The sequence below is a fragment of the Pseudomonas sp. B3G-3 genome (assembly GCF_028640915.1).
In the GTDB taxonomy this organism is placed as follows: Bacteria; Pseudomonadota; Gammaproteobacteria; order Pseudomonadales; family Pseudomonadaceae; genus Aquipseudomonas; species Aquipseudomonas chlororaphis_I.
Map to the genome: position 1 here is coordinate 1 of NZ_JAQZAB010000064.1, position 15,041 is coordinate 15,041.

15 protein-coding genes are annotated in these 15,041 nt (G+C 61.0%); 12 read left to right on the forward strand and 3 right to left on the reverse strand.

The window, feature by feature from the left end; translation table 11 throughout:
* Positions 1–156: 156 nt before the first annotated feature.
* Both PVZ80_RS03880 and PVZ80_RS03885 read right to left on the reverse strand, forming a co-directional pair.
* A complete protein-coding gene (locus tag PVZ80_RS03880) occupies positions 157–1,377 on the reverse strand; it encodes a CaiB/BaiF CoA transferase family protein (RefSeq protein WP_016703894.1) in 1,221 nt (406 codons plus the stop codon).
* Positions 1,378–1,390: 13 nt separating this feature from the next.
* Positions 1,391–2,572 carry an acyl-CoA dehydrogenase gene (locus tag PVZ80_RS03885; protein WP_009046307.1) on the reverse strand — a complete coding sequence of 394 codons (1,182 nt, stop codon included), beginning with the start codon at positions 2,570–2,572 and terminating at the stop codon, positions 1,391–1,393.
* Positions 2,573–2,729: 157 nt separating this feature from the next.
* Between PVZ80_RS03885 and PVZ80_RS03890 the strand changes: the two genes are divergently transcribed.
* From PVZ80_RS03890 to PVZ80_RS03940, 11 genes are all read left to right on the forward strand, one after another.
* Positions 2,730–3,629, forward strand: a complete 900-nt coding sequence (locus tag PVZ80_RS03890) for a LysR family transcriptional regulator (protein WP_009046306.1) — start codon at positions 2,730–2,732, stop codon at positions 3,627–3,629.
* Between the two features lie 451 nt (positions 3,630–4,080).
* A complete protein-coding gene (locus tag PVZ80_RS03895; protein WP_273829012.1) occupies positions 4,081–5,202 on the forward strand; it encodes a Re/Si-specific NAD(P)(+) transhydrogenase subunit alpha in 1,122 nt (373 codons plus the stop codon).
* Between the two features lie 15 nt (positions 5,203–5,217).
* Positions 5,218–5,541, forward strand: a complete 324-nt coding sequence (locus PVZ80_RS03900; protein WP_003187010.1) for an NAD(P) transhydrogenase subunit alpha — start codon at positions 5,218–5,220, stop codon at positions 5,539–5,541.
* On the forward strand, positions 5,541–6,977 hold the full coding sequence (locus tag PVZ80_RS03905; RefSeq protein WP_106696173.1) for an NAD(P)(+) transhydrogenase (Re/Si-specific) subunit beta: 1,437 nt from the start codon (positions 5,541–5,543) through the stop codon (positions 6,975–6,977). Before PVZ80_RS03900 ends, PVZ80_RS03905 begins: the two co-directional genes overlap by 1 nt.
* Before the next feature lie 180 nt (positions 6,978–7,157).
* Entirely contained in the window at positions 7,158–8,651 is a 1,494-nt protein-coding gene (locus tag PVZ80_RS03910; protein WP_009046303.1) for an acetyl-CoA hydrolase/transferase family protein, read from the forward strand.
* 319 nt (positions 8,652–8,970) lie between these two features.
* A complete protein-coding gene (locus tag PVZ80_RS03915) occupies positions 8,971–9,186 on the forward strand; it encodes a DUF1127 domain-containing protein (protein WP_007924247.1) in 216 nt (71 codons plus the stop codon).
* A 277-nt stretch (positions 9,187–9,463) separates the two neighbouring features.
* Entirely contained in the window at positions 9,464–9,673 is a 210-nt protein-coding gene (locus PVZ80_RS03920; protein WP_053275401.1) for a DUF1127 domain-containing protein, read from the forward strand.
* Between the two features lie 164 nt (positions 9,674–9,837).
* On the forward strand, positions 9,838–10,155 hold the full coding sequence (locus tag PVZ80_RS03925; RefSeq protein WP_273863450.1) for a DUF2388 domain-containing protein: 318 nt from the start codon (positions 9,838–9,840) through the stop codon (positions 10,153–10,155).
* Positions 10,156–10,261: 106 nt separating this feature from the next.
* Entirely contained in the window at positions 10,262–10,570 is a 309-nt protein-coding gene (locus tag PVZ80_RS03930; protein WP_009046301.1) for a DUF2388 domain-containing protein, read from the forward strand.
* Positions 10,571–10,597: 27 nt separating this feature from the next.
* Complete coding sequence (locus tag PVZ80_RS03935; RefSeq protein ID WP_009046300.1) at positions 10,598–10,918, forward strand: DUF2388 domain-containing protein; 321 nt, start codon at positions 10,598–10,600, stop codon at positions 10,916–10,918.
* The gene (locus tag PVZ80_RS03940; protein ID WP_273863451.1) at positions 10,915–12,876 is read left to right on the forward strand and encodes a DUF7844 domain-containing protein; all 1,962 of its coding nucleotides are present in this window, start codon (positions 10,915–10,917) and stop codon (positions 12,874–12,876) included. The genes PVZ80_RS03935 and PVZ80_RS03940 overlap by 4 nt, the downstream gene beginning before the upstream one ends.
* A 56-nt stretch (positions 12,877–12,932) precedes the next feature.
* Here the strand turns inward: PVZ80_RS03940 and PVZ80_RS03945 are convergent, their stop codons facing one another.
* Entirely contained in the window at positions 12,933–13,334 is a 402-nt protein-coding gene (locus PVZ80_RS03945) for a GFA family protein (RefSeq protein WP_009046298.1), read from the reverse strand.
* Between the two features lie 341 nt (positions 13,335–13,675).
* On the opposite strand from PVZ80_RS03945, the gene PVZ80_RS03950 reads away from it, so the two are divergent.
* Entirely contained in the window at positions 13,676–14,983 is a 1,308-nt protein-coding gene (locus tag PVZ80_RS03950) for a CitMHS family transporter (RefSeq protein WP_007924260.1), read from the forward strand.
* Positions 14,984–15,041 lie beyond the last annotated feature (58 nt).

Consider the following 15,041-nt stretch of genomic DNA (forward strand, 5'->3'; position numbering starts at 1 on the left):
ACTGCGCCGGAAGTGGGGCGAATTATAGACTTCCAGAATCTGCCGTCAACCCCTAATTTGCTTTTACTATGAATAAACCTGAAAACACCCCAAAAGGGGTGTTTTCAGGCCCCATATATAGAAGGGGTCGGTTGCTCTCTATATAGAAGAGCGCACTCACAGCACGCCTGAGGCTCGCAAGGCATCCACGGACTCAAGCTCAAGCCCCAGCACCCGCTGCAGAACCTGGGCGGTATGCTCTCCTAATAGAGGAGGAGCATGACGGTACTCGACCGGCGTTTCGGAGAGACGGATCGGGCTCGCCACCTGAGGCACCAGCCCGGCCAACGCATGGGGCAGCTCGATCGCCAACCCGCGCGCCTTGACCTGCGGATCCTCGAACATCTGCGCCAGGTCGTTGATAGGGCCGCAAGGCACCCCTGCCTGCTCCAACTGGGTGACCCACTCAGCGGTGGTCTTGAACACAGTGGCCTGACGAATCAGTGGAATCAGCACCGCCCGATTGGCAACCCGCAGCTTATTAGTCGCAAAGCGCGGATCGTCCGCCCACTGCGGTTGGCCCGCCACCTCGGCAAACTTGCGGAACTGCCCGTCATTCCCCACGGTAAGGATGAAATCACCATCCGCCGTAGGAAAGTCCTGATAAGGCACGATATTCGGGTGAGCATTACCCAGGCGCTTGGGAGCGACTCCAGTGGTCAGGTAATTCATCGCCTGGTTGGCCAGACACGCAACCTGCACATCCAGCAGCGCCATATCGATGTGCTGCCCACCACCGCTGTGCTGCCGATGCGCCAGCGCGGCAAGAATCGCCACAGTCGAATACAGCCCCGTCAGGATATCCGTCAACGCCACGCCAACCTTCACCGGCCCAGCACCTTCATCGCCCTCGGGACGCCCGGTCAGGCTCATCAGCCCGCCCAGCCCCTGGATCATGAAGTCGTAGCCGGCACGCTTGGCATAAGGCCCGGTCTGGCCGAAGCCGGTAATGGAGCAATAGATCAGGTCAGGGTTGAGCGCCTTCAGCGACTGGTAGTCCAACCCATAGGCCGCCAAACCGCCAACCTTGAAGTTCTCGATCAGAATGTCGGACTTGGCCGCCAGTTCGCGCACCAGGCGCTGACCCTCCGGCCGAGTGAAGTCGATGGTCACCGACTGCTTGTTACGGTTGGCCGACAGGTAATAGGCAGCCTCCGTGGTGTTCTCGCCATAAGCGTCCTTGAGGAAAGGCGGCCCCCAGGCGCGGGTATCGTCACCATTGCCCGGACGCTCGACCTTGATTACCTCGGCCCCCAGGTCTGCCAGGATCTGACCGGCCCAAGGCCCGGCCAGCACTCGCGACAAGTCCAGCACCCGCAAATGAGATAACGCGCCCATGGTCGCTCTCCTATTAGTAGAACGCCTGGATGCCGGTCTGCGCGCGCCCCAGGATCAAGGCATGGACGTCATGGGTCCCTTCGTAGGTATTCACCACTTCCAGGTTGACCAGGTGACGGGCGATACCGAACTCGTCGGAGATGCCGTTACCACCCAGCATGTCGCGGGCCATGCGAGCGATGTCCAGCGACTTGCCGCAAGAGTTGCGCTTCATGATCGAGGTAATTTCAACCGCCGCCGTGCCTTCATCCTTCATCCGGCCCAGACGCAGGCAGCCTTGGAGGGCGAGGGTGATCTCGGTCTGCATGTCTGCCAGTTTTTTCTGGATCAGTTGGGTAGCCGCTAGCGGGCGACCGAATTGCTGACGATCCAGGGTGTATTGGCGAGCGGTGTGCCAGCAGAATTCGGCCGCACCCAGAGCGCCCCAGGAAATGCCGTAGCGGGCAGAGTTCAGACAGGTGAACGGACCTTTCAGGCCACGCACGTCCGGGAAGATGTTCTCTTCCGGAACAAAGACGTTGTCCATGACGATTTCGCCGGTGATGGAAGCGCGCAGGCCGACCTTACCGTGAATCGCCGGAGCACTCAGACCTTTCCAGCCTTTTTCCAGCACGAAGCCGCGGATATCGCCAGCATCGTCCTTGGCCCACACCACAAACACATCAGCGATCGGACTGTTGGTGATCCACATCTTGCTGCCAGTCAGGCTGTAACCGCCGTCCACCTTGCGAGCACGGGTAACCATCGCGCCCGGGTCGGAACCATGGTTGGGTTCGGTCAGACCAAAGCAGCCGATCCACTCGCCAGAAGCCAGTTTCGGCAAATACTTCTGCTTCTGGGCTTCGGTACCAAATTCGTTGATCGGCACCATCACCAGGGAGGACTGCACGCTCATCATCGAGCGGTAGCCGGAATCCACACGCTCCACTTCACGGGCAATCAGGCCGTAGCAGACATAGTTCAGGCCGCTGCCACCGTACTGCTCGGGAATGGTGGCACCCAGCAGGCCGACTTCGCCCATTTCGCGGAAGATCGCCGGGTCGGTCTTTTCATGACGGAAAGCTTCGAGCACACGCGGCGCCAGCTTGCCCTGAGCGAATTGCTCGGCACTGTCGCGCACCATGCGCTCTTCTTCAGTGAGCTGTTGATCCAGCAGAAGGGGATCGATCCAGTTGAAGCTTGCTTTACCGCCCATGAGTGAGTCCTCGTGAAGTAGGTCAACGTTCGTGGGTTGATCCTAGGCCGGCTTGCCGGGCGCGGCAAACGAGGATTTCGCATACTGTTGTGCTAATTTCTCACTCCGTAACAGCCGTAAGTGGCTTTTAGCGATTCCATTAGTGAGATTGCCGTACATGCGCAGAAAGATCCCCAGCACAGCCGCCCTGATCAGCTTCGAAGCCGCCGCACGCCACGAGAGCTTTACCAAGGCGGCGCAGGAGCTTTCGCTAACCCAGGGCGCAATTTGCCGACAGATCGCCAGCCTGGAAGAGTTTCTCGGGGTCGAGCTGTTCCGCCGGTCCCGGCGCGGCGTCAAGCTGACCGAAGCCGGGCTCTCCTACAGCCGCCGCGTGGCCACCCAACTGGACGCGGTGGAGCGCGACACGCTTTCCGTCATGGGCCAGCAGGGCGCCAACGTCATCGAGCTGGCGGTGGTCCCGACCTTTGGCACCCAATGGCTGCTGCCCCGACTCAAGGATTTTCAGCAGCGACACCCGGAAGTCACGGTCAACCTGACCAACCGCACCCGGCCTTTCCTGTTCGCCGATACCGACTTCGACGCCGCGATTTACTTTGGCGATGCCGACTGGTCGGGCACCCAATCCCATCGCCTGATGGGAGAAAACCCAATGCCGGTGTGCAGCCCCGCGACCCTGGGCAACCGCACCCGGCTAAGTGCCGAAGAAATCGCCGAGCTGCCGCTGCTGCAGCAGACCACGCGCCCCTATGCCTGGCGGCAATGGTTCAACTCACAGCACCTGAATATCCCGCGGGACATGACAGGCCCGCGTTACGAACTATTCTCCATGCTGGCGCAGGCCGCCATGCACGACATGGGCATCGCCCTGATCCCGCCATTCCTTATTCAACGGGAGCTGAGGGAAAAGCGCCTGGTGATCGCCAACCCCGAAGCCCTGGCGAGCATCAAGGCGTATTACCTGATGATTCCCGAGCGCAAGGTGGAGTCAGCGTCTTTACGGGCTTTTCGCGATTGGCTGGTGGAGCAGGCACAAAGCTACAGCCTAGAGAAATAGCAGGGCAGGGCAATAAATTGACTTCGTAGTCAAAAAAAATCAAACACTACAGATATAACTAAATGTCGCATTCAGACAGACTGTATCGATAAGCGGGACAACCGTCCTACAAGCGCCTAACCACGTGGCTTGTAGGGCTTTTTGAGGGTCATGAACGCTCATTCACGCGAGCAATATGAAAATTGTTTTATTTTCCGTCGAAATCCTTACAGGTCACGACTTACAAGGGATTGAGCCCAACCCTTGCGACATTCGGTCACAGGGTGACTTGTAGTTAATTTTCCGTCACCCCTCATAATCCCTTGAAGGGCGTAATGTTCGCCTGCAAAATGCCGCGCCCCGCCTTGATTCTGGCGGGATCGTGCTGATCGGCCGCCCCAGCTGCACCATCCGTAGTGCGCTGGCCTTCTAGAAAAGATCGAAAGCAATAAGATCAAGCAGGAGATTTGACGTGCACATTGGTGTTCCTCTCGAGACCCAAACGGGTGAAACACGGGTTGCTGCAACCCCGGAAACCATCAAGAAACTGATCGGCCAGGGTCATAAAGTCACTGTGCAGAGCGGCGCCGGCATCAACGCCAGTGTTGTCGACAGTGCCTATGAAGCGGCAGGTGCAACCATTGGCAGCGCCAACGATGCATTCGGCGCGGAGCTGATTCTCAAGGTCGTGGCTCCCAGTGACAGCGAGCTGGCCCTGATCAAAAGCGGCACCGTCCTGGTGGGCATGCTCAATCCGTTCAGCAATGAAACCATTGCCAAGATGGCCGAATGCGGCATCACCGCCTTTGCCCTGGAAGCAGCGCCACGCACCTCGCGGGCCCAGAGCCTGGATGTGCTGTCCTCGCAAGCCAACATCGCCGGTTACAAGGCGGTGCTGCTCGCTGCCCACTATTACCCGCGCTTCATGCCGATGCTGATGACTGCCGCGGGCACCGTGAAAGCTGCTCGCGTGCTGATTCTCGGTGCCGGGGTTGCCGGCCTGCAGGCCATCGCCACCGCCAAGCGCCTGGGCGCGGTGATCGAGGCCTCGGACGTGCGTCCGGCGGTCAAGGAACAGATCGAATCCCTGGGGGCCAAGTTCGTCGACGTGCCTTACGAGACCGATGAAGAGCGCGAATGCGCCGTCGGCGTCGGTGGTTACGCGCGCCCGATGCCTGCCAGCTGGATGCAGCGCCAGGCCCAGGCCGTGCACGAACGCGCCAAACAGGCGGACATCGTGATCACCACCGCCCTGATTCCGGGCCGCAAGGCGCCAGTGCTGCTGAGCGCCGAAACCGTGGCCCAGATGAAGCCAGGCTCAGTGGTCATCGACCTCGCCGCGGCCCAGGGCGGCAACTGCCCGCTGACCGTGGCGGATCAGGTGGTCGTCGAAAATGGCGTAACCATTGTCGGCCCGACCAACCTGGCCGGCGCTGTCGCTGCCGATGCCTCGGCGCTGTACGCCCGCAACCTGCTGGACTTCCTGAAGCTCGTCTTCACTAAAGAAGGTCAGTTCGAGGTCAACCTAGAAGACGACATCGTCGCCGCGTGCCTGATGTGCCGCGACGGCCAAGTCATCCGTAAAAACGCCTAAGCAGGGATTCAGACGATGGAAGAGCTTATCTCCCCCGGTATCTACAACCTGATCATCTTCGTGCTGGCGATTTATGTCGGTTATCACGTGGTCTGGAACGTTACACCCGCACTGCACACCCCGCTGATGGCGGTAACCAACGCCATTTCGGCGATCGTGATCGTCGGCGCCATGCTGGCCGCCGCCCTGACCGTGACGCCGCTGGGCAAGACCATGGGCACGCTGGCCGTGGCCCTGGCCGCGGTCAACGTGTTCGGCGGCTTCCTGGTAACCCGCCGCATGCTTGAGATGTTCAAGAAAAAAGCCCCGAAAGCCGTAAAAGAAGAGGCGCCCAAGTAATGAGCATGAATCTGGTAACGACGCTCTACCTGATCGCGTCGATCTGCTTTATCCAGGCCCTCAAAGGCCTGTCGCACCCGACCTCCTCGCGTCGCGGCAACCTGTTCGGCATGCTCGGCATGGCCCTGGCGATCGTCACCACCGTCGGCCTGGTGTTCAAGCTCGGCGCGGAACTGGCGACCGTTGGCATTGGCTACGTGATCGTCGGCCTGCTGATCGGCGGCACCGCCGGTTCGATCATGGCCAAGCGCGTGGAAATGACCAAGATGCCGGAGCTGGTGGCCTTCATGCACAGCATGATCGGTCTGGCGGCGGTGTTCATTGCCATTGCTGCCGTGGTCGAACCGCAGTCCCTGGGCATCGTCCAGCAGTTGGGGGATTCGATTCCGGCCGGTAACCGCCTGGAGCTGTTCCTCGGCGCAGCCATCGGTGCCATCACCTTCTCCGGTTCGGTGATTGCCTTCGGCAAGCTGTCGGGCAAGTACAAGTTCCGCCTGTTCCAGGGCGCACCGGTACAGTTCGGCGGCCAACACAAACTGAACCTGATTCTCGGCCTGGCGACCCTGGGCCTGGGCGTGACCTTCATGTTCACCGGCAATCTCAGCGCCTTCGCCCTGATGCTGGTCCTGGCCTTCGTGCTGGGCGTGCTGATCATCATCCCGATCGGCGGCGCCGACATGCCGGTGGTGGTGTCGATGCTCAACAGCTACTCGGGCTGGGCAGCGGCGGGGATCGGCTTCTCGCTGAACAACTCGATGCTGATTATCGCCGGCTCCCTGGTGGGTTCGTCCGGTGCGATCCTGTCGTACATCATGTGCAAGGCGATGAACCGTTCGTTCTTCAACGTACTGCTTGGCGGCTTCGGCAACACTGCAGACGCTGGCGGCCCGGCGGGCGCGCAAGAAGCCCGCCCGGTGAAGTCCGGCTCGGCCGACGACGCCACCTTCCTGCTGACCAACGCCGACACCGTGATCATCGTTCCGGGTTACGGCCTGGCGGTCGCGCGGGCCCAGCACGCGCTGAAAGAGCTGACCGAGAAACTGGTACACCGTGGCGTGACCGTGAAGTACGCGATCCACCCGGTAGCAGGGCGCATGCCCGGCCACATGAACGTACTGCTGGCCGAGGCCGAAGTGCCGTACGACCAGGTGTTCGAGATGGAAGACATCAACTCCGAGTTCGGCCAGGCCGACGTGGTGCTGGTGCTCGGCGCCAACGACGTGGTCAACCCGGCGGCGAAGAACGATCCGAAATCGCCGATCGCCGGCATGCCGATTCTCGAGGCGTTCAAGGCCAAGACCGTCATCGTCAACAAGCGTTCGATGGCCAGCGGTTATGCCGGCCTGGACAACGAACTGTTCTACCTGGACAAGACCATGATGGTGTTCGGCGACGCCAAGAAAGTCATCGAAGACATGGTCAAAGCCGTCGAGTAAACCCTGCTCCAGCGCAACACCCAAGACCTCAGCCTTTAGTAGGCTGGGGTTTTTTATTTCCCGCACAAACCCGACAAAAGGCTCTAAATCGCGGCCTTTCATTCGACCTTGGTAGCGGGACGAATTTTTTTGAAATCACTAGACTGCGCATCTTGCTTCCGCTGCCCGAGATAACAATCCATGTACCGTGATCGTATCCGCTTGCCTTCGTTGTTGGATAAGGTGATGAGCGCCGCCGACGCTGCCGCTCTGATTCAGGACGGCATGACCGTCGGCATGAGCGGCTTCACCCGCGCCGGCGAAGCCAAGGCCGTGCCCCATGCATTGGCCGAGCGCGCCAAGGTAACCCCACTGAAAATCAGCCTGATGACCGGCGCCAGCCTGGGCAACGACCTCGACAAGCAACTGACCGAGGCCGGTGTCCTGGCCCGACGCATGCCGTTCCAGGTCGACAGCACCCTGCGCAAGGCGATCAATGCCGGCGAGGTGATGTTCATCGACCAGCACCTGTCGGAAACCGTGGAACAGCTGCGCAACCAGCAGCTCAAGCTGCCGGACATCGCCGTCATCGAAGCCGTGGCGATCACCGAGCAGGGCCATATCGTGCCGACCACCTCGGTGGGCAACTCCGCCAGTTTCGCGATTTTCGCCAAGCACGTGATCGTCGAGATCAACCTGGCGCACAATCCGAACCTGGAAGGCCTGCACGACATCTATATCCCGACCTACCGGCCGACCCGCACGCCCATCCCGCTGGTGAAGGTCGACGACCGTATCGGCAGCACCGCCATCCCGATCCCGGCGGAGAAGATCGTCGCTATCGTCATCACCAACCAGGCGGACTCGCCATCCACTGTTTCGACGCCAGACAGCGAAACCCAGGGGATCGCCAATCACCTGATCAACTTCTTCAAGCAGGAAGTGGACGCTGGGCGCATGAGCAACAAGCTCGGCCCGCTGCAGGCGGGTATCGGCAATATCGCCAACGCGGTGATGTGCGGCCTGATCGAGTCGCCGTTCGAAGACCTGACCATGTACTCCGAAGTGCTGCAGGACTCGACTTTCGACCTGATCGACGCCGGCAAGCTGAGCTTCGCCTCGGGCAGCTCGATCACCCTGTCGAGCCGGCGCAATGCCGATGTGTTCGGCAACCTGGAGCGTTACAAGGACAAGCTGGTGCTGCGCCCGCAGGAGATCTCCAACCATCCGGAAGTGGTGCGTCGCCTGGGCATCATCGGCATCAACACCGCCCTGGAGTTCGACATCTACGGCAACGTCAATTCCACCCACGTCTGCGGCACGCGGATGATGAACGGCATCGGCGGTTCGGGTGACTTCGCGCGCAACGCGCACCTGGCGATCTTCGTCACCAAGTCCATTGCCAAGGGCGGGGCGATTTCCAGCGTGGTGCCGATGGTCAGCCACGTCGACCACACCGAACACGACGTCGACATCCTGGTGACCGAAGTCGGCCTGGCCGACCTGCGTGGCCTGGCGCCACGGGAGCGGGCCCGGGTGATCATCGACAACTGTGTACACCCGGACTATCGCCAGCCCCTGAATGACTACTTCACCGCCGCCTGCGCCCTGGGCGGCCACACGCCGCACATCCTGCGCGATGCCCTGCGCTGGCACATGAACCTGGAAGAAACCGGGCGCATGCTCGCTGTGTGATGGGTACAGTCGATGGCTGACGCAAGCACAGTTGCGTCAGCTCATCGACAGTCCTTAAACACTTGTCAAAAACTGTACTGCTGTACTGGTGTTTTACCCCCTCAAAACCCCACCTTTTTCAAGAAAACGTCCTGAAACGCACCTAAATGGTGCTGATAGGTACAGTTGCATCATTTCCGAACAGTACAGCACCTATAAACAGTTAACTGGTCCCTCACAATACAGATGAACTGTATCTACAGAGACTGGCGCGAGAGGAGGATCATGGGCACCAGTTAAACCACTACCTAATCCCGCCACAAGCGGAAGGATGCACACCATGGAACGTACACTCAGTTCCGAACTGTTCTTCGAAGACAAAGCTGCAAAAACCCAGGCCTCCCTGCCTCTGCGCGTTCTCGCCAACCTGATGTTGTGGCAGCGCCGCATCTCCAGCCGCCACCAACTGGCTCGCCTGGATTCGCGTCTGCTGGCTGACGCAGGTATCAGCGAAGCTCAACGCTACGAAGAGCTGAGCAAGCCGTTCTGGCGCTAAGTTAGCGTCGCTGGCCCTGACCCACCGGGTCCACCGCCAGCACCCCGAATTGAAAAAACAAAACCCGTCGCGGGCAACTGCGACGGGTTTTGTCGTTTTAGGCCTGGCAATACTGGGAAGAGCCGGTACAGAAAGGGTATGGCCAGACAGGTACAGTTTAAATATAAATAAAACTGGACCAGTACAATTTCACACTGTTGTATCTGTATATGAGCCTGCGTGAATAGCAACATGGTGTCCCAAGTCCCTGACTTCGGCCTGCCGAAAGGACCGCACCATGAACCACATACCAGGACGTATCGTACCTCTCAGTTTCTCCCATCCTCAGATAAGCGCGTGGAAACGCTTGTACCGCGCCTTGTGCCAAATGCAACAGAACGCCCGGACACGCCGCGTACTGGCAGGGCTCAACGATCAGCAATTGTCCGATGTAGGCATCAGCCATAGCGACCGCATGGCTGAACTGGAGAAACCCTTCTGGCGCTAGTTCGCGCCAAGACAGCAGAAGAGGGCTATTCGAACAGATGGGGTGGGCCTAATATCCAGTAGCGTGTAGCGATTTTCCTGAAGGGGCGTCTGATTCATCTGCCCCACAGTGACTACCCGGTGCCCACTCAGCACCACCCTATCTGTTATCAAGGAGTTTTACCTATGTCCCGTCTTCGCCTGCTCAGCGCTGCTGCCTTGCTGGCCTTGGCCTCCAACGCCCACGCCTCCAGCTTTATCGTCACCACCGATGCGGTTGTCGGCGCACTCAAGGCCACTTCCGATGCGACTTCCGACGTCACATCCTCGTTCCGTGACGACAAAATCGTGCGCGCCGCTCGTGACGACGCCGCCAGTTTTGTCGCCACCGAAGGCGCCATTCGTGGAGTGAAGCTGGAAAGCGCGTTTGACCACATCCGCCAACAGTTGCCACAACTGAGCGCTACTGACGCCCAGATCGCTCAGGCCATCCTGACGATCTGACACCGGTCCGGCGACGGGTGCGCCCAACGCACCCGAAACCCTGGGCGCTGGCTCTCGCCCGGGCATTGCGCTAGCCTTGCCGCTGGTTTTTCAGCTGTCGAGACTCATGCGTTTTTTCAGATCCCTGCTTACCGTCCCTTCGTTGATTGCCGTTTGCTGGACTGGCTCGGCGGCTGCTTTCGACTTGAGCACACAAGGCCTGGTCATCACTGGCTACGCTACCAGCAAGGTGACCTCCGCGCCTTTCGACAACAAACGCGTACTGGCTGCCCAGGATGATGCCGCGGCGTTCGTCGCCACTGACGGCCACCTGCGCGGAGCCCGGCTGGAATCAGCCCTGAAATACCTGCGTAAAACCCAGCCACAACTTCATGTCGGCGACCTTGAACTGGCGCAGGCAATTCTCGTCCAATAACTATCCCTGTCATCCCGGAGTCGTTCCATGCGTAGCCCGCTGATTGCTGCCACCCTTGGCCTGTTGCTGTTGGCTGATGTGGCCCAGGCACAAACCCTGGTAGCCACCAGTAACATCATCGTTCGAGCCTTTGGTCGTACCATCGATTTCACCTCGGACACCACCACCTCCATCCGCGACTCGAAAATCGTGCGTGCCGCCCATGACGACGCCGCCAGCTTCGTCGCCAGCGACGGTGATATTCGTGGCGCCCAGCTGGAGGCCGCCTTCGATACCTTGCGTAACCGCGTGCCGGAAGCCCGCGACGCCAGTGATCAGGTGCTCGCCGAAGCCATCCTCGCACTGTGAGGCCGCTCGCTGCCTGGCTGCTGGGTGCAGCGCTGTTACTCTTGGGCAACAGCGCTCAGGCCGACCTGCAACTGCGGCTCAAGACCGAAGGCTTGAGCCCGGAGCAGCAGCACGCCAGCCAGGCGCTGCTGGATGAAGCGATGCAAGCGCTGCCGCCGCGCTTCATCGAACAACTGGACCGTCGCATCGATGTCGGCTGGACCGACGACATGCCTCACAACGCCTACGGCCAGGCATCGCTGGTCGACGAACTCGACCTGAATCGCAAGCTGCTGGCCAGCCTCACCGACGGCAGCGCGGCCACCCAGAAAACCCATCGCCCCCATGGCACCGTGCGCCGGGAAATGCTCGCCACCGTGCTGCATGAACTCACCCATATTTATGACCGTTCGCGCCTGTGGTCGGGCGCCGAGCGCACGCTGATCCAGCGTTGCAGCCGCCAGAACAGTGCCTCGGGCCTGATCGGGCTGCCGGACCAGTGCCGCGGCCAGACCGCGCGCCGCTTCACCCTCAGCGACGACCCGCGCCTGCTCGACCTCGCCGGCTGGCCGCAATACGTCGGCCGCCGCGGCGAACGCGAGCAGTACAACCGCCAGATCGCCCGCAGCCCGGATATCTACGAAACGACCAACCCGAAAGAGTTCGTCGCGGTGAACATGGAGTACTTCCTCCTGGACCCGAGCTACGCCTGCCGCCGGCCAGCGCTGTACCGTTATTACCAGGAGCATTTCGGCTGGGCGCCGAAGGCCAAGGACACCTGCACCCAATCCTTCGCCTTCCTCAATGCCGGCAACGACTTCGCCAAGCAGCCGCTGGGCAAGGTCGACCCGGAGCGGGTCTACGCCGTGGATTACCTGCTGGCCGAAGCCAACCAGAACTGGGTCAGCCGCTGGGGGCACAGCATGTTGCGCCTGGTGATCTGTGCACCTGGCCGGCCACGCGGGCCGGATTGCCGGCTGGACCTCGAGCAGCACCTGGTGCTGTCCTACCGCGCCTTTGTCGGTGACGTGCAGCTGTCGAGCTGGGACGGCCTGGTCGGCAAATACCCGTCCCGCCTGTTTATCCTGCCGTTGGCCCAGGTCATCGATGAATACACCAAGACCGAGTTGCGCAGCCTGGCTTCGGTGCCGCTGAACCTCTCGCGCAGCGAGATCGAAGAGGTGGTCGAACGCGCCGCCGAGATGCACTGGAGCTACGACGGCAACTATTACTTCCTGTCCAACAACTGCGCCGTGGAAAGCCTGAAGCTGCTGCGCAGCGGCAGCAACAATGCCCAGCTCACCGGGCTCGACAGCATCATGCCCAACGGCCTGCTGGAAGTGCTCAAGGGCCGTGGCCTGGCCGACACCAGCGTGTTGGACGACCCTCGCGAAGCCTTGCGCCTGGGGTATCGCTTCGACTCTTTCCGCGACCGTTACCAGGCGATGTTCGAAGTGTTGAAAAAGCATCTGCCGATCAAACAGAACAGCGTCGAAGACTGGCTGTCCCTGAGCGCCGCGCAGCGCCGCCAGTGGTTCGACCAGGCAGACCTGCGCACCAGTGCTGCCTTGCTGCTGCTCGAACAGGCAAGCTTCCGGCGCCAGCTGCTGCTGGCCCAGGACGAGGTCAAGCAGCGTTATCTGGGCGCTCGCGACCTGCAGAACGGCGGCATGGACAAGGCCAACAAGACCCTGCAGGAAATCCTCGCCAACAGCGGCTTCCTCAGTCGCCCGGCCGAGTTGCTCGGTAGCAGCGGCTATGGCTTGCCGCAGCCAAGCGAATGGCAACGCCTGGAGTCGGAAAGCAGCCTGCGCCAGAAACAGCTGCAGGCCCTGACCGGCGATCTGGACAAGGAAGTACGGGCCTTGCTGGAGCCGAACCGCGCCGCCGAAATCGCCGCCAACGAAGCCAACCTGAAACAGCTGGGCGAACACCTGCGGGCCTTGCACAAGGCCGCGGGCGGGCTGGAACTGCCCTGATCCCGCATCGCGGGCCAGCCTCCTTCATAGCTGGCCCGCGAAGCGATCCCGCAACCTTACAACGTCTCCTCGGCCTCTCCCGGCAGCTGCTCATCCAGGTGCAGCCAGGGCAAACGGCTGTCGGTCCAGATATGCCGCTCGGCCGGCGCCAGTTCCGGATGATCCAGGGTAGCGATGGTCACATCGATGCTGTCCGGGCTCAGTTGTGTGATCAGCGCCAGATGGGCACCGCAGTTCGGGCAGAAGTACCGCGCACAGCCGGGTGAGGAGTGGTAACACGCCGGCGTCCCGGCCAGCCACTGGAAAGCCGGGCGGGGCAGGGTGATCCAGGTGGTCACCAGGCCGCCGCTGACCCGTCGGCAGATCGAACAATGGCAATGGGCGATATCGCGCAACGGTCCACTGAACTGATAACGCAGCTGCCCGCAATGGCAACCGCCGGTATGCAACAGGCTCATACAAGGACCTCCCATCGAATAGCAGCGGAAAACTCCGTCAGCAGGCCGACCTGGTTGTTTTTTAACCGCACGTCGGCTTGCGACGCATCCGATCATTGCTTTCTACAACGAAAGGTAGCTGAAAGCTTCCGCGATTAGGATCGCCTCCACTGCCGGCAACAGACCGGTTGGCCAATGGGCGTTTTCGCGCCTCCAGGCCCAATTAACAACAACAATGGTGATTCTGATGTCCGTTCGTACCCGCCTTTTCACCCCGCTTCCTCCACGTCCCGCGCGTCCCGTTCTGCGCTGACCCCAACCGGTTCGCCATTCCCTAGCCGCGCTACGCCTGGAGTATTCCCATGCTGACTTTCCTTGGCTTCGCCATGGTCATCACCTTCATGTTCCTGATCATGACCAAGCGCCTGTCCGCGCTGATCGCTCTGATCATCGTTCCTATCCTGTTCGCGCTGTTCGGCGGCTTCGCCCCGAAAATCGGCCCGATGATGCTCGAAGGCATCACCAAGCTGGCGCCGACCGGCGTGATGCTGATGTTCGCCATCCTGTATTTCGCCCTGATGATCGACTCCGGCCTGTTCGACCCGGCCGTGCGCAAGATCCTCAAGCTGGTCAAGGGTGATCCGCTCAAGGTCTCGGTCGGTACCGCCGTGCTCGCGCTGGTGGTGTCCCTGGACGGCGATGGCGCCACCACCTACATGATCTGCGTGGCGGCCATGCTGCCGCTGTACAGCCGCATCGGCATGAGCCCGCGGATCATGGCCGGCCTGATCATCCTGGCCGGCGGTGTGATGAACATGACCCCCTGGGGAGGCCCGACCGCCCGTGCCGCCAGTGCGCTGCATGTCGACCCGTCGGACATCTTCGTGCCGATGATCCCGGCGATGCTGGCCGGCGTGGTGGCGATCCTGGCGATCGCCTATATGTACGGCAAGCGCGAACGTGCGCGCCTGGGTGAACTGCACCTGCAGGGCGACGAGATCGACCACAGTGAAATCAGCGTTTCGCAGTTCCCGGACGCCCGCCGTCCGAAGCTGATCTGGTTCAACGGCGCACTGACCTTCGCCCTGATGTGCGCACTGATCGCCGGCCTGTTGCCGCTGCCAGTGCTGTTCATGGTGGCCTTCAGTATCGCGATGATCGTCAACTACCCGTGCCTGCAACAGCAGAAGGACCGCGTCGCGGCCCACGCTGGCAGCGTGCTGGCGGTGGTCGGGCTGATCTTCGCCGCCGGTATCTTCACCGGCATCCTGTCCGGTACCGGCATGGTCGACGCCATGTCGAAGAGCCTGCTGGCGGTGATTCCGGATGCACTGGGCCCGTACCTGGCGGTGATCACCGCGCTGGTGAGCATGCCGTTCACCTTCTTCATGTCCAACGATGCCTTCTATTACGGCGTGCTGCCCGTTCTCGCCGAGGCCGCCAGTCACTACGGCATCACCGCGGTGGAAATGGCACGTGCCTCGATCGTCGGCCAACCCGTCCACTTGCTCAGCCCGCTGGTACCATCCACCTACCTGCTGGTGGCCCTGGCCGGTATCGAGTTCGGCGATCACCAGCGCTTCACCCTCAAGTGGGCAGTACTGGTTTGCCTGTGCATAATGTTCGCCGCCTTGCTGATGGGGATTTTTCCGCTGTTCAGCACTCTATAAAAAGCAATGACTCACCGCGTCGGCCGCTAGACTTCGTTCTCGGAAATCTCGACTGGCG